Annotated in this window: 28 protein-coding genes; all 28 read left to right on the top strand. The window is 42.1% G+C overall.

Annotated elements, in window-relative coordinates:
* The first annotated feature begins 126 nt into the window (after positions 1-126).
* The 28 genes from cls (at position 127) to rpmD (ending at position 17,153) form a co-directional block, all read left to right on the top strand.
* Positions 127-1,659, top strand: coding sequence for a cardiolipin synthase (gene cls, locus SOR_RS08710; RefSeq protein ID WP_000126978.1), 1,533 nt, complete (start codon positions 127-129; stop codon positions 1,657-1,659).
* Between the two features lie 73 nt (positions 1,660-1,732).
* Positions 1,733-1,876 carry a hypothetical protein gene (locus SOR_RS10260; protein WP_000933173.1) on the top strand — a complete coding sequence of 48 codons (144 nt, stop codon included), beginning with the start codon at positions 1,733-1,735 and terminating at the stop codon, positions 1,874-1,876.
* A 35-nt stretch (positions 1,877-1,911) separates the two neighbouring features.
* On the top strand, positions 1,912-3,426 hold the full coding sequence (locus SOR_RS08705) for a hypothetical protein (RefSeq protein WP_001103721.1): 1,515 nt from the start codon (positions 1,912-1,914) through the stop codon (positions 3,424-3,426).
* 127 nt (positions 3,427-3,553) lie between these two features.
* Positions 3,554-5,761 carry an anaerobic ribonucleoside-triphosphate reductase gene (nrdD, locus tag SOR_RS08700; protein WP_013670285.1) on the top strand — a complete coding sequence of 736 codons (2,208 nt, stop codon included), beginning with the start codon at positions 3,554-3,556 and terminating at the stop codon, positions 5,759-5,761.
* Between the two features lie 11 nt (positions 5,762-5,772).
* Positions 5,773-5,988 (top strand): hypothetical protein, encoded by a 216-nt coding sequence (locus tag SOR_RS10215; protein WP_000521634.1) that lies wholly within the window; start codon positions 5,773-5,775, stop codon positions 5,986-5,988.
* Positions 5,957-6,457, top strand: a complete 501-nt coding sequence (locus SOR_RS08690; protein ID WP_013670284.1) for a GNAT family N-acetyltransferase — start codon at positions 5,957-5,959, stop codon at positions 6,455-6,457. The genes SOR_RS10215 and SOR_RS08690 overlap by 32 nt, the downstream gene beginning before the upstream one ends.
* 4 nt (positions 6,458-6,461) lie before the next feature.
* Positions 6,462-7,058, top strand: coding sequence for an anaerobic ribonucleoside-triphosphate reductase activating protein (nrdG, locus tag SOR_RS08685; RefSeq protein WP_000220159.1), 597 nt, complete (start codon positions 6,462-6,464; stop codon positions 7,056-7,058).
* Entirely contained in the window at positions 7,055-7,681 is a 627-nt protein-coding gene (locus SOR_RS08680) for a uridine kinase family protein (protein WP_000726040.1), read from the top strand. Before nrdG ends, SOR_RS08680 begins: the two co-directional genes overlap by 4 nt.
* Before the next feature lie 266 nt (positions 7,682-7,947).
* On the top strand, positions 7,948-8,256 hold the full coding sequence (rpsJ, locus tag SOR_RS08675) for a 30S ribosomal protein S10 (RefSeq protein ID WP_001284513.1): 309 nt from the start codon (positions 7,948-7,950) through the stop codon (positions 8,254-8,256).
* 81 nt (positions 8,257-8,337) lie between these two features.
* Entirely contained in the window at positions 8,338-8,964 is a 627-nt protein-coding gene (gene rplC / locus SOR_RS08670; RefSeq protein ID WP_000160197.1) for a 50S ribosomal protein L3, read from the top strand.
* Between the two features lie 24 nt (positions 8,965-8,988).
* Entirely contained in the window at positions 8,989-9,612 is a 624-nt protein-coding gene (gene rplD, locus SOR_RS08665) for a 50S ribosomal protein L4 (RefSeq protein ID WP_000024537.1), read from the top strand.
* Entirely contained in the window at positions 9,612-9,908 is a 297-nt protein-coding gene (locus SOR_RS08660) for a 50S ribosomal protein L23 (RefSeq protein ID WP_001055347.1), read from the top strand. Before rplD ends, SOR_RS08660 begins: the two co-directional genes overlap by 1 nt.
* Before the next feature lie 17 nt (positions 9,909-9,925).
* Positions 9,926-10,759 carry a 50S ribosomal protein L2 gene (gene rplB, locus SOR_RS08655; protein ID WP_000512910.1) on the top strand — a complete coding sequence of 278 codons (834 nt, stop codon included), beginning with the start codon at positions 9,926-9,928 and terminating at the stop codon, positions 10,757-10,759.
* Between the two features lie 102 nt (positions 10,760-10,861).
* A complete protein-coding gene (rpsS, locus tag SOR_RS08650) occupies positions 10,862-11,143 on the top strand; it encodes a 30S ribosomal protein S19 (protein WP_000533766.1) in 282 nt (93 codons plus the stop codon).
* A gap of 11 nt (positions 11,144-11,154) precedes the next feature.
* Positions 11,155-11,499, top strand: a complete 345-nt coding sequence (rplV, locus tag SOR_RS08645) for a 50S ribosomal protein L22 (RefSeq protein ID WP_000818137.1) — start codon at positions 11,155-11,157, stop codon at positions 11,497-11,499.
* A gap of 12 nt (positions 11,500-11,511) precedes the next feature.
* On the top strand, positions 11,512-12,165 hold the full coding sequence (gene rpsC / locus SOR_RS08640; RefSeq protein WP_000529936.1) for a 30S ribosomal protein S3: 654 nt from the start codon (positions 11,512-11,514) through the stop codon (positions 12,163-12,165).
* Positions 12,166-12,168: 3 nt separating this feature from the next.
* Entirely contained in the window at positions 12,169-12,582 is a 414-nt protein-coding gene (rplP, locus tag SOR_RS08635; RefSeq protein ID WP_000960948.1) for a 50S ribosomal protein L16, read from the top strand.
* A 9-nt stretch (positions 12,583-12,591) separates the two neighbouring features.
* The gene (gene rpmC, locus SOR_RS08630) at positions 12,592-12,798 is read left to right on the top strand and encodes a 50S ribosomal protein L29 (RefSeq protein WP_000772918.1); all 207 of its coding nucleotides are present in this window, start codon (positions 12,592-12,594) and stop codon (positions 12,796-12,798) included.
* Between the two features lie 24 nt (positions 12,799-12,822).
* Positions 12,823-13,083 carry a 30S ribosomal protein S17 gene (gene rpsQ / locus SOR_RS08625; protein ID WP_000440801.1) on the top strand — a complete coding sequence of 87 codons (261 nt, stop codon included), beginning with the start codon at positions 12,823-12,825 and terminating at the stop codon, positions 13,081-13,083.
* Positions 13,084-13,108: 25 nt separating this feature from the next.
* Positions 13,109-13,477, top strand: coding sequence for a 50S ribosomal protein L14 (rplN, locus tag SOR_RS08620; RefSeq protein WP_000616545.1), 369 nt, complete (start codon positions 13,109-13,111; stop codon positions 13,475-13,477).
* 78 nt (positions 13,478-13,555) lie between these two features.
* Positions 13,556-13,861: a 50S ribosomal protein L24 gene (rplX, locus tag SOR_RS08615; protein ID WP_000497691.1), complete on the top strand. Its 306-nt coding sequence runs from the start codon at positions 13,556-13,558 to the stop codon at positions 13,859-13,861.
* A 23-nt stretch (positions 13,862-13,884) separates the two neighbouring features.
* A complete protein-coding gene (rplE, locus tag SOR_RS08610; RefSeq protein ID WP_000013542.1) occupies positions 13,885-14,427 on the top strand; it encodes a 50S ribosomal protein L5 in 543 nt (180 codons plus the stop codon).
* A gap of 17 nt (positions 14,428-14,444) precedes the next feature.
* Complete coding sequence (locus SOR_RS08605; RefSeq protein WP_001085697.1) at positions 14,445-14,630, top strand: type Z 30S ribosomal protein S14; 186 nt, start codon at positions 14,445-14,447, stop codon at positions 14,628-14,630.
* Positions 14,631-14,843: 213 nt separating this feature from the next.
* Complete coding sequence (gene rpsH / locus SOR_RS08600) at positions 14,844-15,242, top strand: 30S ribosomal protein S8 (RefSeq protein WP_000245504.1); 399 nt, start codon at positions 14,844-14,846, stop codon at positions 15,240-15,242.
* A gap of 226 nt (positions 15,243-15,468) precedes the next feature.
* Positions 15,469-16,005 carry a 50S ribosomal protein L6 gene (gene rplF, locus SOR_RS08595; RefSeq protein ID WP_000086626.1) on the top strand — a complete coding sequence of 179 codons (537 nt, stop codon included), beginning with the start codon at positions 15,469-15,471 and terminating at the stop codon, positions 16,003-16,005.
* Positions 16,006-16,088: 83 nt separating this feature from the next.
* Positions 16,089-16,445 carry a 50S ribosomal protein L18 gene (rplR, locus tag SOR_RS08590; protein ID WP_000624044.1) on the top strand — a complete coding sequence of 119 codons (357 nt, stop codon included), beginning with the start codon at positions 16,089-16,091 and terminating at the stop codon, positions 16,443-16,445.
* Between the two features lie 17 nt (positions 16,446-16,462).
* Positions 16,463-16,957 carry a 30S ribosomal protein S5 gene (rpsE, locus tag SOR_RS08585; protein WP_000874204.1) on the top strand — a complete coding sequence of 165 codons (495 nt, stop codon included), beginning with the start codon at positions 16,463-16,465 and terminating at the stop codon, positions 16,955-16,957.
* A gap of 13 nt (positions 16,958-16,970) precedes the next feature.
* Positions 16,971-17,153 carry a 50S ribosomal protein L30 gene (gene rpmD / locus SOR_RS08580; RefSeq protein ID WP_000057241.1) on the top strand — a complete coding sequence of 61 codons (183 nt, stop codon included), beginning with the start codon at positions 16,971-16,973 and terminating at the stop codon, positions 17,151-17,153.
* Positions 17,154-17,214 lie beyond the last annotated feature (61 nt).

Here is a 17,214-nt window from a genome sequence, read left to right as displayed (position 1 = left end):
AAACACGGAACGACTGGAACTTGAGCAAGTGCAAAAGGTTGCCATCTACCCCTGAACTGAGGTATACTAGTAGAAACATTAGTTCATCAAGGAGTTAAGGAGAATGTTAGAAAAGGAAGGGGATGTATGACAGCTAGAAAAATGCAGCTACTCATGTCCAAATATGGTTTTAGTATTACCATCATGTTGGCAGAGTTGTTTATCGTCTTTGGTTTATTTCTCTATCTAGGTCGGATGGCTCCGATTCTCTGGATTATCCTAGTTATTTTAGTGAGCTTAGCGACCATTGTATCGATTGTCAATCGGTCTATGAATCCTGAGAGTAAGGTAACATGGCTGTTAGTAGCCTTTGTGCCAGTTTTTGGCCCTTTGCTCTATATCATGTTTGGAGAACGTCGTTTATCTAAAAAAGAATTGAAGCAGCTAAAGCAGCTCCAATCAATGGTTGACCGAGAGGACAATAGCAGAGCCCTCCGTTTGGAGTTAAAGGAACAAGACAAGTCGGCTTACGGAGTTATCAAATCACTCCTCAGCATGGACACGAATGCTGATGTCTATGATCGAACGGATACACAATTTTTTGCATCTGGTGAAAGCATGTGGCATCAGATGCTAGAGGATCTCAAGAAAGCTGAGAAGTTTATCTTTCTCGAATACTATATCATCGAAGAAGGTTTGATGTGGAATAGTATTTTGGAGATTTTGGAAGAAAAGGCAGCTCAAGGAGTAGAGGTGAAGCTCCTCTATGATGATATTGGTTGTATGGCAACCTTGCCTGGAGATTACACCATCCAGCTTCGTAGCCGAGGGATTGAAGCTCATAAATTTAACAAGGTGATTCCGCGCTTGACTGTTGCCTATAACAACCGTGACCACCGTAAAATCATGATTATCGATGGTCAATTTGCCTATACAGGTGGTATCAATCTGGCTGATGAGTATATCAACCATATCGAACGCTTTGGTTATTGGAAGGATAGCGGTATTCGTCTGGATGGACCAGCAGTTAAGGCTTTTACCAGACTCTTTTTATCTGCCTGGTACATCAACCGTGGGGAAATTAGCGACTTTGACCAATACCATCTTGAAAATCAGCCAAAAGATGGGATGGGGCTCTGTATTCCCTATAGTAGTGGACCAAAACCCATCTACCGAGCCCAGGTTGGAAAAACGGTCTATCAAAATCTTATCAATCAAGCTACAGACTATGTTTATATCACGACACCCTATCTGATTGCTGACTATGATCTCACCGAAAGTATCAAAAATGCAGCGTTGAGAGGGGTAGATGTGCGAATCGTGACACCTTGTATCCCAGATAAGAAGGTTATTCAGTTAGTTACTCGGGGAGCCTATCCAGATTTGCTATCTGCGGGGGTTCGTATTTATGAGTACAGTCCGGGATTCCTTCATAGCAAGCAAATGCTGGTCGATGGAGAAGCAGCAACAGTTGGAACGATTAATTTTGACTATCGGAGTTTGCTTCATCACTATGAAAATGCCGTCTTGCTTTATAGAACGCAGTCCATCATCGATATTGAAAGAGACTTCGAAGAGATTTTTAAAGTTTCTCAAGAAATCTATCCCCACACAATCAAAACCAGCTGGTATCAAAGCCTGATCAAGGAAATTGTCCAGTTGTTTGCACCTATGCTCTAACTATTCACCAAGATCTAGCTCAAAGCTGGGTCTTTTTTGTTTTCTTACGAATAGATAAGTAAAGGAGAAAACCATGCTTAATCTAGATGATGATGATTTTATCAGAGAGTATAGAAATAGTCGATTCCACCGTTTTCGTGAAATCGAACGCTTTGCGCTGTTGGATAAGAAATTCAGCAAATATCAATCCCAAGCTGACATTCCTGTAAGATTTTGATATACTAAAACAGATAAACTTAGAGGAGAAATTGAATGAACGTATACGGGAAAATAGATGAGAAACAAGAAGGATCTCATTACCAAGACTGGTCAGCGCCAGAAAAGAGAGAAGGAGCTCCCATTCCCTTTTTTAGTATCATGCTTTGGAGTTTAGTGGCCACAGCCATTTCGGTTGTCCTGCCTTTTATTTTTAGTTTAGTCAGTCCGCAACAAAGTCAGGATCTTTATACAGGTTGGGCCTTGCATCAAAATGGTCAAATGTATACAGATTACTTTGGAACGGAGGGATTGCTCTATTATGTTCTAAACTATCTTTTTCAAGGCAGTATTTTGCTTGCTTTGGTTGAGTGGTTGGCCTTGTTTGGAGCAGGTGTTTTTCTTTTTAAGGCTGCGGATACTCTTGTCGGCCAAGAAAAGGAAGCGAAACGAGTTGTCTTTGTTTTATACTTGCTTGTAGCGGGACTCGCTTTTGGTGGTGGCTATGCTCTCTTAGTAGCCTTGCCTTTCCTATTTTATTCATTGAGCATTGTTACGAACTATTTAGCTTATCCAAATGACGACAAAGGATTTGTAAGAGTGGGGATGAGTCTTGCTCTCGCTTTCTTCCTTGCGCCGATTCCAACCACCTTGTTTGCGGCTGTACTGGCCTTGGGCATTATCGGCTTTAATCTAGCTAAAGGTCACTTTGTTCATGGTCTATATCAGTTCTTTGCGTCAGCCTTAGGATTTTCACTCTTATTCTATCCTTTAGGCTACTATACAGTGTGGACAGGTAGTTTTGGGGATGCCATTAGCCAGACCTTGTATCCGGTAAATACTCTTAGCCTCTTTTCAAATTCGCATTTGCTTGAAAATGCAGCCTTCTATGGTTTACTTGCAGTGGGGCTAGGTTCCCTTAGTTTGCTCTTTACTGGTTTATTCCAGTCAAAACCAGCCAAGCAATATGCCCTCTCAATTGCTGCTAGCTTGGGATTCTTGGTTTCTTTGGGAATCTTGATTCTCTCAAATGAACCTGTCAACGGTACTCGTCTCGTTATTCTCCTTCCTTTCTTGGTCTTGCTCCTTCTGACAGGGATCAAGGAAGATGTTTCGGAGGGAGGGAGTCGTCGTAGAAGACGTGAGGAAAAAGCCTCTTTTATTAAAGGGAATTTCTATCTACCACTGCTTGCCCTTGCCTACCTCATTGCTCTTCCTATCCTGAGTCGCTACCTTTCACATCCGGCGACTTATCAGGAGAGAGAACGTCTTGCTAGTTTGGTCAAACAGCAAACGAGTTCTGAGGATCGTGTCTATGCTTGGGATGATCGTCCAGATTTCTATCGTGCAAGTGAACGCTTGGCGCCGACTTCTCTAGTGACACCAACACTCTATACCGCAAGCGACGAAAATAAAACTAAACTGATGAATGACCTGAAAGAAAATCAACCAAAGATGATTATGGTCAATCAAAAAGTTGCCTTGTGGTCGGATGTAGAGAGCTGGCTCAGCGAGAAATATGAGCTTGTTCAGACAGATACTAGTGAATTCAAGCTTTATAAATCTAAATAAAAAAATCAATATCTTGTGGAATTTTAAAAATTTTAGGATTTTTGACACAAGATATTGATTTTTATTTTTAGAGTGGTATAATACTGAATATAAACAATTCAACAATATTTTAGAAAAGAGCATGGATATGATTGTATTAGAAGAAAAGCTTGCAACCGTTCCCACCTTATTCGTTGAAAAACGAGATGGTAGACGTGTAGTGTTTGATGTTGACAAGATTGACAAGGCTCTCCACAAGGCGGCGGAAAAGGTTATGGACCTTACGCCTCTAGTAGAAAAACGCCTAAATGGTCTGGTTGAAAGAATCGTCACTGAAATTCACAGTCGCTTCCCTCAAGGTGTCAAGATTTACGAAATTCAAAATGTCGTAGAACATGAACTCCTTGAAGCCAAAGAATATGCGCTAGCTGAGGAGTATATCACTTATCGGACACAAAGGGATTTTGAGCGCTCAAAAGCGACAGATATCAACTTTAGTATCCATAAACTTCTCAATAAAGACCAGGCAGTTGTCAATGAAAATGCCAATAAAGACAGCGATGTCTTCAACACCCAGCGTGATTTGACAGCAGGAATTGTTGGGAAATCAATCGGGCTGCAAATGCTTCCTAAGCACGTAGCCAATGCTCACCAAAAAGGGGATATCCACTATCATGACTTGGACTACAGTCCCTACACACCGATGACCAACTGCTGTTTGATTGATTTTAAAGGCATGTTGGAAAATGGTTTTAAGATTGGAAATGCAGAGGTAGAGAGTCCCAAGTCTATCCAGACTGCGACAGCTCAGATTTCCCAAATCATCGCTAATGTAGCATCTAGCCAGTACGGGGGCTGTTCAGCTGACCGTATCGATGAAGTCTTGGCACCTTATGCGGAGAAGAATTATCAAAAACACCTCAAGGATGCGGAAGAGTGGGTCCTACCTGATAAACGGGAAGATTACGCATGGAAGAAAACGCAAAAAGACATCTACGATGCCATGCAATCTCTCGAGTATGAAATCAACACTCTCTTTACTTCAAATGGGCAAACACCTTTTACTTCACTCGGTTTTGGTCTGGGAACCAATCGTTTTGAGCGGGAAATTCAAAAAGCTATCCTGAACATCCGAATCAAGGGGCTTGGTTCAGAACACCGTACAGCTATCTTCCCTAAACTCATCTTTACGCTGAAAAGAGGCCTTAACTTAGAAGAGGGTTCACCTAACTACGACATCAAACAGTTGGCTCTTGAGTGTGCAACCAAGCGGATGTACCCAGATGTCTTGTCCTATGATAAGATTATCGAACTGACAGGTTCTTTCAAGGTTCCTATGGGTTGTCGCTCCTTCCTCCAAGGATGGAAGGATGAGAATGGTGTTGAGGTTAATTCAGGTCGTATGAATCTAGGTGTTGTGACGGTCAATCTGCCTCGTATCGCCCTCGAGTCTGAAGGGGATCTGAATAAGTTCTGGGAAATTTTCAATGAACGTATGAACATCGCAGAAGATGCTTTGGTTTACCGTGTTGAACGGACCAAGGAAGCAACACCAGCGAATGCCCCTATCCTCTATCAGTACGGGGCCTTCGGTCGCCGCCTTGGAAAAGAAGAAAGTGTTGACCAACTCTTTAAGAATCGCCGTGCGACAGTTTCGCTGGGTTACATCGGTTTGTACGAAGTGGCTACAGTCTTCTTTGGAAACAGCTGGGAAAGCAATCCTGAAGCCAAGGAATTCACACTGGATATCATTCGCGATATGAAACGACGTGTAGAAGAGTGGTCTGACCAATATGGTTACCATTTCTCTATCTACTCAACACCGTCTGAAAGCTTGACAGACCGCTTCTGTCGCTTGGATACAGAGAAGTTCGGCTCTATTCCTGATATTACAGACAAGGAATACTACACCAACTCTTTCCACTATGATGTCCGTAAAAATCCAACACCGTTTGAAAAATTAGACTTTGAAAAAGTTTATCCAGAAGCAGGTGCGTCAGGTGGTTTCATCCATTATTGTGAGTATCCAGTTCTTCAACAAAATCCTAAGGCCCTGGAAGCTGTTTGGGATTATGCCTATGACCGTGTCGGCTATCTAGGAACCAATACTCCGATTGATCGTTGCTACAAGTGTGACTTTGAAGGGGATTTTGAACCAACTGAGAGAGGCTTTGCTTGTCCCAACTGTGGCAATAGCGACCCTAAAACAGTAGATGTGGTCAAACGTACGTGTGGTTATCTGGGAAATCCTCAAGCGCGTCCGATGGTTAACGGACGCCACAAGGAAATCGCTGCGCGTGTCAAACACATGAATGGCTCAACCATTAAAACGGCAGGACATGAAGTAACAAATTAGAAGGAAATGGAATGGGGAAATACCAATTAGACGATAAGGGACGCGCACAAGTGACCCGTTATCACGAGAAATACTCTAAAGGTGGAACAGGTAAAAAAGAACGCTTGCTTAACCTCAGAGAACAGTTTTTAAACAAGAACAAAGAAAAAATAAAAGTGAGAGTTGCCTCTCACTTTTCTCTTAATTGGAGGGAAAATGATACTACGCAGACCAACATTGGCAGATAAAGAAACAGTTTTAGAGATGATGGCAGAGTTTGAACAGACTCAATCAGCCCACGATGGTGGGTTTTGGAACGCCAACAATTTTGTTTATGAAGAGTGGCTAGAAGAAAATCTTCAAGCGGAAGCGGGACTCAATATTCCTGAAAACTGGGTTCCTGCTATCCAGCTGGTTAGTTTTGACGTAGCAGGCCAGGCTCTTGGCTTTCTCAACCTTCGTCTCCGATTAAATGACTACTTACTAGAAAATGGGGGCCATATTGGCTACTCCATTCGTCCATCTGAAAGAGGTAAGGGTTATGCCAAAGAATCCCTCCGACAAGGTCTACAAGTTGCTAAGGAAAAGAATATCAAAAAAGCGCTTGTGACCTGCAGTGTGGAAAATCCGGCTAGCAGAGCGGTGATTGTGGCAAATGGTGGGGCGTTTGAGGATGTTCGCAATGGCGTAGAACGTTACTGGATAGATTTGGAGTAAAAGGATGACATGGAATACACCAAAACCAGGTGAATGGAAAAGCGAGGAGCTTAGTAAAGGGCGAATCATTGACTACAAGGCCTTTAACTTTGTCGATGGAGAAGGTGTGCGAAACTCTCTCTATGTATCAGGTTGCATGTTTCACTGCGAAGGGTGCTATAATGTTGCGACTTGGTCTTTCAATGCAGGGATTCCCTATACAGCAGAATTAGAAGAACAGATTATGGAAGACCTTGCCCAGCCCTATGTTCAAGGCTTGACTTTGCTAGGAGGAGAACCCTTTCTCAATACGGGGATTCTCTTGCCTCTCGTTAAACGCATTCGAAAGGAATTGCCAGATAAAGACATCTGGTCTTGGACTGGATATACCTGGGAGGAAATGATGCTGGAGACTCCAGACAAGCTGGAACTCTTGTCGTTGATTGACATCCTTGTCGATGGTCGTTATGACAAAAGCAAGCGCAATCTCATGCTCCAGTTCCGAGGTTCCTCTAATCAACGGATTATTGATGTGCAAAAATCCCTCAAAAGTGGGCAAGTAGTGATTTGGGACAAGCTCAATGACGGAAAAGAAAGCTATGAACAGGTGAAGAGAGAATGAAGAAAAAAGAGTTAGTAGACAAACTGGTTTCAGAGATCGAAACGGGGAAAGTCAAAACACTGGGGATTTACGGTCACGGTGCATCAGGAAAGTCTACCTTTGCTAAAGAATTGTTCCAAGCCCTAGATTCTGAAAAGGTAAATCTACTAGAAACAGATCCCTATATCACCTCAGAACGTCACCTGGTAGTACCAAAGCAAGCGCCAGATCAAAAGGTGACGGCTTGTCTCCCAGTGGCGCATGAACTGGCAAGTTTACAGAGAGATATTCTTGCTTTGCAGGCAGGTATGGATGTCTTGACAATCGATGAACCGTGGAAGGCTAGCGAGGTCTTGTCTGGAGCAAAACCGATTCTGATTGTTGAAGGGATGTCTGTGGGCTTTCTACCCAAGGAACTCTTTGACAAAACTATCTGTTTCTACACGGATGAAGAAACAGAGTTAAAGAGGCGCCTAGCTCGAGATACGACTATGAGAAATCGCGATGCATCTTTTGTATTAGCTAGCCATCAAATGAGACGGGAGCAGTATCTGCGTTACTATAGAGAAACCGAGTCTAAAGCAGATATCTTAGTGGATCAATCAGAAGATAAATTCAAGGTCAAAATGGCTCATATTATATAGAAGAAAAGACTAAATTTTAAGGTCGTAAATCAGTAGTCATAGGAAGATGAAATAGGAAAACAGTTTCATCCCAAAAAAAACGAAAAAAACCTAACAAATCCCTTGCAATCGCAGGGGCTTTGTGTTATTCTATTATGGTGCTGTAAATTACAGCCTTAGCTTTGATGCAAGAGGTTGCGACACGCTCGGTTGCATTGCCACGCAACGCGCGTCGGTTTTCTTGTGGAGCTAGCCTATTATCTTAAATAGACGAAAAGGAGAAAAAGATGGCAAACAAAAAAATCCGTATCCGTTTGAAAGCTTACGAACACCGTACGCTTGACACAGCGGCTGCAAAAATCGTAGAATCAGCTACTCGTACAGGTGCACAAGTTGCGGGTCCAATCCCACTTCCAACTGAGCGTAGCCTCTACACCATTATTCGTGCGACTCACAAATACAAAGACTCTCGCGAACAATTCGAAATGCGTACACACAAACGTTTGATCGATATCGTTAACCCAACTCAAAAAACAGTTGATGCGTTGATGAAATTGGATCTTCCAAGTGGTGTAAACGTAGAAATCAAGCTTTAATCCAAAGTTGAAACCTTGAGCATGAAAAACGCTCGTTAAAAACTTTTTGAATAAAAAATATAGAAAAGGAACTATTTTCTCATGACAAAAGGAATCTTAGGGAAAAAAGTGGGAATGACTCAAATCTTCACTGAAGCTGGCGAATTGATCCCTGTAACAGTTATTGAAGCAACTCCAAACGTTGTTCTTCAAGTTAAAACTGTTGAAACAGACGGATACAACGCTATCCAAGTTGGTTTCGATGACAAACGCGAAGTATTGAGCAACAAACCTGCTAAAGGACATGTAGCGAAAGCTAACACGGCTCCTAAGCGCTTCATTCGTGAATTCAAAAACGTTGAAGGCTTGGAAGTTGGTGCTGAAATCACAGTTGAAACATTCGCAGCTGGAGACGTTGTTGACGTAACTGGTACTTCTAAAGGTAAAGGTTTCCAAGGTGTTATCAAACGCCACGGACAATCACGTGGACCAATGGCTCACGGTTCTCGTTACCACCGTCGTCCAGGTTCTATGGGACCTGTTGCACCTAACCGCGTATTCAAAGGTAAAAACCTTGCAGGACGTATGGGTGGCGACCGCGTAACAATTCAAAACCTTGAAGTTGTACAAGTTGTTCCAGAAAAGAACGTTATCCTTATCAAAGGTAACGTACCAGGTGCTAAGAAATCTCTTATCACTATCAAATCAGCAGTTAAAGCTGGTAAATAATAAAGAAAGGGGAAATCAGTCACAATGGCAAACGTAACATTATTTGACCAAACTGGTAAAGAAGCTGGCCAAGTTGTTCTTAACGATGCAGTATTTGGTATCGAACCAAATGAATCAGTTGTGTTTGATGTGATCATCAGCCAACGCGCAAGCCTTCGTCAAGGAACACACGCTGTTAAAAACCGCTCTGCAGTATCAGGTGGTGGACGCAAACCATGGCGTCAAAAAGGAACTGGACGTGCTCGTCAAGGTTCTATCCGCTCACCACAATGGCGTGGTGGTGGTGTTGTCTTCGGACCAACTCCACGTTCATACGGCTACAAACTTCCACAAAAAGTTCGTCGCCTAGCTCTTAAATCAGTTTACTCTGAAAAAGTTGCTGAAAACAAATTCGTAGCTGTAGACGCTCTTTCATTTACAGCTCCAAAAACTGCTGAATTTGCAAAAGTTCTTGCAGCATTGAGCATCGATTCTAAAGTTCTTGTTATCCTTGAAGAAGGAAATGAATTCGCAGCTCTTTCAGCTCGTAACCTTCCAAACGTGAAAGTTGCAACTGCTACAACTGCAAGTGTTCTTGACATCGCAAATAGCGACAAACTTCTTGTCACACAAGCAGCTATCTCTAAAATCGAGGAGGTTCTTGCATAATGAATTTGTATGATGTTATCAAAAAACCTGTTATCACTGAAAGCTCAATGGCTCAACTTGAAGCAGGAAAATATGTATTTGAAGTTGACACTCGTGCACACAAACTTTTGATCAAGCAAGCTGTTGAAGCTGCTTTCGAAGGTGTTAAAGTTGCCAACGTTAACACAATCAACGTAAAACCAAAAGCGAAACGTGTTGGACGTTACACTGGTTTTACTAACAAAACTAAAAAAGCTATCATCACACTTACAGCTGATTCAAAAGCAATCGAGTTGTTTGCTGCTGAAGCTGAATAATCTAAGGAGGAAATATCGTGGGAATTCGTGTTTATAAACCAACAACAAACGGTCGCCGTAATATGACTTCTTTGGATTTCGCTGAAATCACAACAAGCACTCCTGAAAAATCATTGCTTGTTGCATTGAAGAGCAAGGCTGGTCGTAACAACAACGGTCGTATCACTGTTCGTCACCAAGGTGGTGGACACAAACGTTTCTACCGTTTGGTTGACTTCAAACGTAACAAAGACAACGTTGAAGCAGTTGTTAAAACAATCGAGTACGATCCAAACCGTTCTGCAAACATCGCTCTTGTACACTACACTGACGGTGTGAAAGCGTACATCATCGCTCCAAAAGGTCTTGAAGTTGGTCAACGTATCGTTTCAGGTCCTGAAGCAGATATCAAAGTCGGAAACGCTCTTCCACTTGCTAATATCCCAGTTGGTACTTTGATCCACAACATCGAATTGAAACCAGGTCGTGGTGGAGAATTGGTACGTGCTGCTGGTGCTTCTGCTCAAGTATTGGGTCAAGAAGGTAAATACGTTCTTGTTCGTCTTCAATCTGGCGAAGTTCGTATGATTCTTGGAACTTGTCGTGCTACAGTTGGTGTTGTCGGAAACGAACAACATGGACTTGTAAACCTTGGTAAAGCAGGACGTAGCCGTTGGAAAGGTATCCGCCCAACAGTTCGTGGTTCTGTAATGAACCCTAACGATCACCCACACGGTGGTGGTGAAGGTAAAGCACCAGTTGGTCGTAAAGCGCCATCTACTCCATGGGGCAAACCTGCTCTTGGTCTTAAAACTCGTAACAAGAAAGCGAAATCTGACAAACTTATCGTTCGTCGTCGCAACGAGAAATAATAGTAAACTAGTCGCCTAAGCAACTAGGAAATCCGCCAGCTCGGTAGCGCTCCAGTGAGCGCAAGCCGCTGTGGTACAACATTTAAAGGAGAAAATATAAAAATGGGACGCAGTCTTAAAAAAGGACCTTTCGTCGATGAGCATTTGATGAAAAAAGTTGAAGCTCAAGCTAACGACGAAAAGAAAAAAGTTATCAAAACTTGGTCACGTCGTTCAACGATCTTCCCAAGTTTCATTGGTTACACTATTGCAGTTTATGACGGACGTAAACACGTACCTGTTTACATCCAAGAAGACATGGTAGGTCACAAACTTGGTGAATTTGCACCAACTCGTACTTACAAAGGTCACGCTGCAGACGACAAGAAAACACGTAGAAAATAAGGAGAACATAAATGGCAGAAATTACTTCAGCTAAAGCAATGGCTCGTACAGTACGTGTTTCACCTCGTAAATCACGTCTTGTTCTTGACAACATCCGTGGTAAAAGCGTAGCCGATGCTATTGCAATCTTGACATTCACACCAAACAAAGCTGCTGAAATCATCTTGAAAGTCTTGAATTCAGCTGTAGCTAACGCTGAAAACAACTTTGGTTTGGACAAAGCTAACTTGGTAGTATCTGAAGCATTCGCAAACGAAGGACCAACGATGAAACGTTTCCGTCCACGTGCGAAAGGTTCAGCTTCACCAATCAACAAACGTACAGCTCACATCACTGTGGCTGTTGCAGAAAAATAAGGAGGTAACATCGTGGGTCAAAAAGTACATCCAATTGGTATGCGTGTCGGCATCATCCGTGATTGGGATGCCAAATGGTATGCTGAAAAAGAATACGCGGATTACCTTCATGAAGATCTTGCAATCCGTAAATTCGTTCAAAAAGAACTTGCTGACGCAGCAGTTTCAACTATCGAAATTGAACGCGCAGTAAACAAAGTTAACGTTTCACTTCACACTGCTAAACCAGGTATGGTTATCGGTAAAGGTGGTGCTAACGTTGATGCACTCCGTGCAAAACTTAACAAATTGACTGGAAAACAAGTACACATCAACATCATCGAAATCAAACAACCTGATTTGGATGCTCACCTTGTAGGTGAAGGAATTGCTCGTCAATTGGAGCAACGTGTTGCTTTCCGTCGTGCACAAAAACAAGCAATCCAACGTGCAATGCGTGCTGGAGCTAAAGGAATCAAAACTCAAGTATCAGGTCGTTTGAACGGTGCAGATATCGCCCGTGCTGAAGGATACTCTGAAGGAACTGTTCCACTTCACACACTTCGTGCAGATATCGATTACGCTTGGGAAGAAGCAGATACTACATACGGTAAACTTGGAGTTAAAGTATGGATCTACCGTGGTGAAGTTCTTCCAGCTCGTAAAAACACTAAAGGAGGTAAATAACCAATGTTAGTACCTAAACGTGTTAAACACCGTCGTGAATTCCGTGGAAAAATGCGCGGTGAAGCAAAAGGTGGAAAAGAAGTAGCATTCGGTGAATACGGTCTTCAAGCTACAACTAGCCACTGGATCACTAACCGCCAAATCGAAGCTGCTCGTATCGCCATGACTCGTTACATGAAACGTGGTGGTAAAGTTTGGATTAAAATCTTCCCACACAAATCATACACTGCTAAAGCTATCGGTGTGCGTATGGGATCTGGTAAAGGGGCACCTGAAGGTTGGGTAGCACCAGTTAAACGTGGTAAAGTGATGTTTGAAGTTGCTGGTGTATCTGAAGAGATCGCTCGTGAAGCGCTTCGTCTTGCAAGCCACAAATTGCCAGTTAAATGTAAATTCGTAAAACGTGAAGCAGAATAAGGAGAAGGCATGAAACTTAATGAAGTAAAAGAATTTGTTAAAGAACTTCGTGGTCTTTCTCAAGAAGAACTCGCGAAGCGCGAAAACGAATTGAAAAAAGAATTGTTTGAACTTCGTTTCCAAGCTGCTACTGGTCAATTGGAACAAACAGCTCGCTTGAAAGAAGTTAAAAAACAAATCGCTCGTATCAAAACAGTTCAATCTGAAGCGAAATAATAGACTAGGGAAGGAGAAATTTCAATGGAACGCAATAATCGTAAAGTTCTTGTTGGACGTGTTGTATCTGACAAAATGGACAAGACAATCACAGTTGTAGTTGAAACAAAACGTAACCACCCAGTCTATGGTAAACGTATTAACTACTCTAAGAAATACAAAGCACATGATGAAAACAATGTTGCCAAAGAAGGCGATATCGTACGTATCATGGAAACTCGCCCGCTTTCAGCTACAAAACGTTTCCGTCTTGTAGAAGTTGTTGAAGAAGCGGTCATCATCTAATCAAACCTGAAAGGAGAAAACTGAAATGATTCAAACAGAAACTCGTTTGAAAGTCGCAGACAACAGCGGTGCTCGCGAAATCTTGACTATCAAAGTTCTTGGTGGTTCAGGACGTAAATTTGCAAACATCGGTGATGTTATTGTGGCATCTGTAAAACAAGCTACTCCTGGTGGTGCGGTTAAAAAAGGTGACGTTGTAAAAGCTGTTATCGTTCGTACTAAATCAGGTGCTCGTCGTGCTGATGGTTCATACATCAAATTTGACGAAAACGCAGCAGTTATCATCCGTGAAGACAAAACTCCTCGCGGAACACGTATCTTTGGCCCAGTTGCACGCGAATTGCGTGAAGGTGGCTTCATGAAGATCGTGTCACTTGCTCCAGAAGTACTTTAATTTTTAGAAACAAACTAGTCCCCTGGATTCATCTCCAGGGTGCCCTTATGGGCGTAAGAAAAATCAAGGAGAAACCTAATGTTTGTAAAAAAAGGCGACAAAGTTCGCGTAATCGCTGGTAAAGATAAGGGAACAGAAGCTGTTGTCCTTACTGCCCTTCCAAAAGTAAACAAAGTTATCGTTGAAGGTGTGAACATCGTTAAGAAACACCAACGTCCAACTAACGAACTTCCTCAAGGTGGTATCATCGAGAAAGAAGCAGCTATCCACGTATCAAACGTTCAAGTTTTGGACAAAAATGGTGTAGCTGGTCGTGTTGGTTACAAATTTGTAGACGGTAAAAAAGTTCGCTACAACAAAAAATCAGGCGAAGTGCTTGATTAATCACGAAGGAAAGGAGAAGTATAATGGCAAATCGTTTAAAAGAAAAATATCTTAATGAAGTAGTTCCTGCTTTGACAGAACAATTCAACTACTCATCAGTGATGGCTGTGCCTAAAGTAGATAAGATCGTTTTGAACATGGGTGTTGGTGAAGCTGTATCAAACGCTAAAAGTCTTGAAAAAGCTGCTGAAGAATTGGCACTTATCTCAGGTCAAAAACCACTTATCACTAAAGCTAAAAAATCAATCGCCGGCTTCCGTCTTCGTGAAGGTGTAGCGATCGGTGCAAAAGTTACCCTTCGTGGTGAACGTATGTACGAATTCTTGGATAAATTGGTTTCAGTTTCACTTCCACGTGTACGTGACTTCCACGGTGTTCCAACAAAATCATTTGATGGACGCGGGAACTACACACTTGGTGTGAAAGAACAATTGATCTTCCCAGAAATCAACTTCGATGACGTTGACAAAACTCGTGGTCTTGACATCGTTATCGTAACAACTGCTAACACTGACGAAGAGTCACGTGCATTGCTTACAGGCCTTGGAATGCCTTTTGCAAAATAAAATAGGAGGTAAATCTAATGGCTAAAAAATCAATGATTGCTAAGAACAAACGTCCAGCGAAGTTCTCTACTCAAGCTTATACTCGTTGTGAAAAATGTGGTCGTCCACATTCAGTTTACCGCAAATTTAAACTTTGCCGTGTTTGCTTCCGTGAATTAGCTTACAAAGGACAAATTCCTGGTGTAACAAAAGCATCTTGGTAATATCATGATACAAAGAGCGTAACAACCACAGCAAAAATAGGAAATTTGGTGAAGGAGCGATGCTCCAAAACAAATTTATCTTTTTTGCACAGGTTGTAGCTCGTGTTCAAATAAGAGTTCTCTCATTTGAATGTGTCAATACTATCTGAGCCTAGCTCAATCATTAACTAGCAAGTGCAACTTGCAAACTACTAGTAAGAGGAGAAAAACAAAATGGTTATGACTGACCCAATCGCAGACTTCCTAACTCGTATTCGTAACGCTAACCAAGCGAAACACGAAGTACTTGAAGTACCTGCATCAAACATCAAAAAAGGGATTGCTGAAATCCTTAAACGCGAAGGTTTTGTTAAGAACGTAGAAATCATCGAAGATGACAAACAAGGCATCATCCGTGTATTCCTTAAATACGGACCAAACGGTGAAAAAGTTATCACTAACTTGAAACGTGTTTCTAAACCAGGACTTCGTGTCTACAAAAAACGTGAAGATCTTCCAAAAGTTCTTAACGGACTTGGAATTGCTATCCTTTCAACTTCTGAAGGTTTGCTTACTGATAAAGAAGCTCGCCAAAAGAACGTTGGTGGGGAAGTTATCGCTTACGTTTGGTAATTGATGATGTGAGAGCGTTAAAAGAATGCAGTGAAAATAGGAAGTTTGTAGCAGGAGCGATGCTCCAAGACAAACTTATCTTTTTCAACAAATTCTTAGCTCGAACTCAAATCAGGATACAAAGCTTGTTAGAGCGTGTTCAGTTTAGCTATTGAACTGAATAAGTATCTTTAACCCCGTGAAAACTGGCCGTTCTGGCCTGACAATTTAACAGGAGAAAATAAACATGTCACGTATTGGTAATAAAGTTATCGTGTTGCCTGCTGGTGTTGAAATCACTAACAATGACAACGTTGTAACTGTAAAAGGACCTAAAGGAGAACTTACTCGTGAGTTCTCAAAAGATATTGAAATTCGTGTGGAAGGTACTGAAGTAACTCTTCACCGTCCAAACGATTCAAAAGAAATGAAAACAATCCACGGAACTACTCGTGCCCTTTTGAACAACATGGTTGTTGGTGTATCAGAAGGATTCAAGAAAGAACTTGAAATGCGCGGGGTTGGTTACCGTGCACAACTTCAAGGATCTAAACTTGTTCTGGCTGTTGGTAAATCTCATCCAGACGAAGTTGAAGCTCCAGAAGGAATTACTTTTGAACTTCCAAACCCAACAACAATCGTTGTTAGCGGAATTTCAAAAGAAGTAGTTGGTCAAACAGCTGCTTACGTACGTAGCCTTCGTTCACCAGAACCATATAAAGGTAAAGGTATCCGTTACGTTGGTGAATTCGTTCGCCGTAAAGAAGGTAAAACAGGTAAATAATGTTGAGTGGTTGATTTTTAACCACCAACCTATTTTCCAACTTAGTGCATAGCACATGATTTAAAACTAAAGAGGTGAAAACTGTGATTTCTAAACCAGATAAAAACAAACTCCGCCAAAAACGCCACCGTCGCGTTCGCGGAAAACTCTCTGGAACTGCTGATCGCCCACGTTTGAACGTATTCCGTTCTAATACAGGCATCTACGCTCAAGTGATTGATGACGTAGCGGGTGTAACGCTCGCAAGTGCTTCAACTCTTGACAAAGAAGTTTCAAAAGGAACTAAAACTGAACAAGCCGTTGCTGTCGGTAAACTCGTTGCAGAACGTGCAAACGCTAAAGGTATTTCAGAAGTGGTGTTCGACCGCGGTGGATATCTATATCACGGACGTGTGAAAGCTTTGGCTGATGCAGCTCGTGAAAACGGATTGAAATTCTAATAGGAGGACACTAGAAAATGGCATTTAAAGACAATGCAGTTGAATTAGAAGAACGCGTAGTTGCTGTCAACCGTGTTACAAAAGTTGTTAAAGGTGGACGTCGTCTTCGTTTCGCAGCTCTTGTTGTTGTTGGTGACCACAACGGTCGCGTAGGATTTGGTACTGGTAAAGCTCAAGAAGTTCCAGAAGCAATCCGCAAAGCAGTAGAAGATGCTAAGAAAAACTTGATTGAAGTTCCTATGGTTGGAACAACAATCCCACACGAAGTTCTTTCAGAATTCGGTGGAGCTAAAGTATTGTTGAAACCTGCTGTAGAAGGTTCTGGAGTTGCCGCTGGTGGTGCAGTTCGTGCCGTTGTGGAATTGGCAGGTGTGGCAGATATTACATCTAAATCACTTGGCTCTAACACTCCAATCAACATTGTTCGCGCAACTGTTGAAGGTTTGAAACAATTGAAACGCGCTGAAGAAGTTGCTGCCCTTCGTGGTATCTCAGTTTCTGATTTGGCATAAGAAAGGGGATAAAATGGCTCAAATTAAAATTACTTTGACTAAGTCTCCAATCGGACGCATTCCATCACAACGTAAAACTGTTGTAGCACTTGGACTTGGCAAATTGAACAGCTCTGTTATCAAAGAAGACAACGCTGCTATCCGTGGTATGATCACTGCAGTATCTCACTTGGTAACAGTTGAAGAAGTAAACTAATGAATTTTTAGGGGATGTGGCAATACTCATCCCCTAAAACTAGGTATAGTCATCTAAGATG

Source organism: Streptococcus oralis Uo5 (assembly GCF_000253155.1).
GTDB classification, from domain to species: domain Bacteria; phylum Bacillota; class Bacilli; order Lactobacillales; family Streptococcaceae; genus Streptococcus; species Streptococcus oralis_L.
Note: the sequence above shows the minus strand (reverse complement) of the source record. Positions and strands in the feature narration are given on the sequence as shown.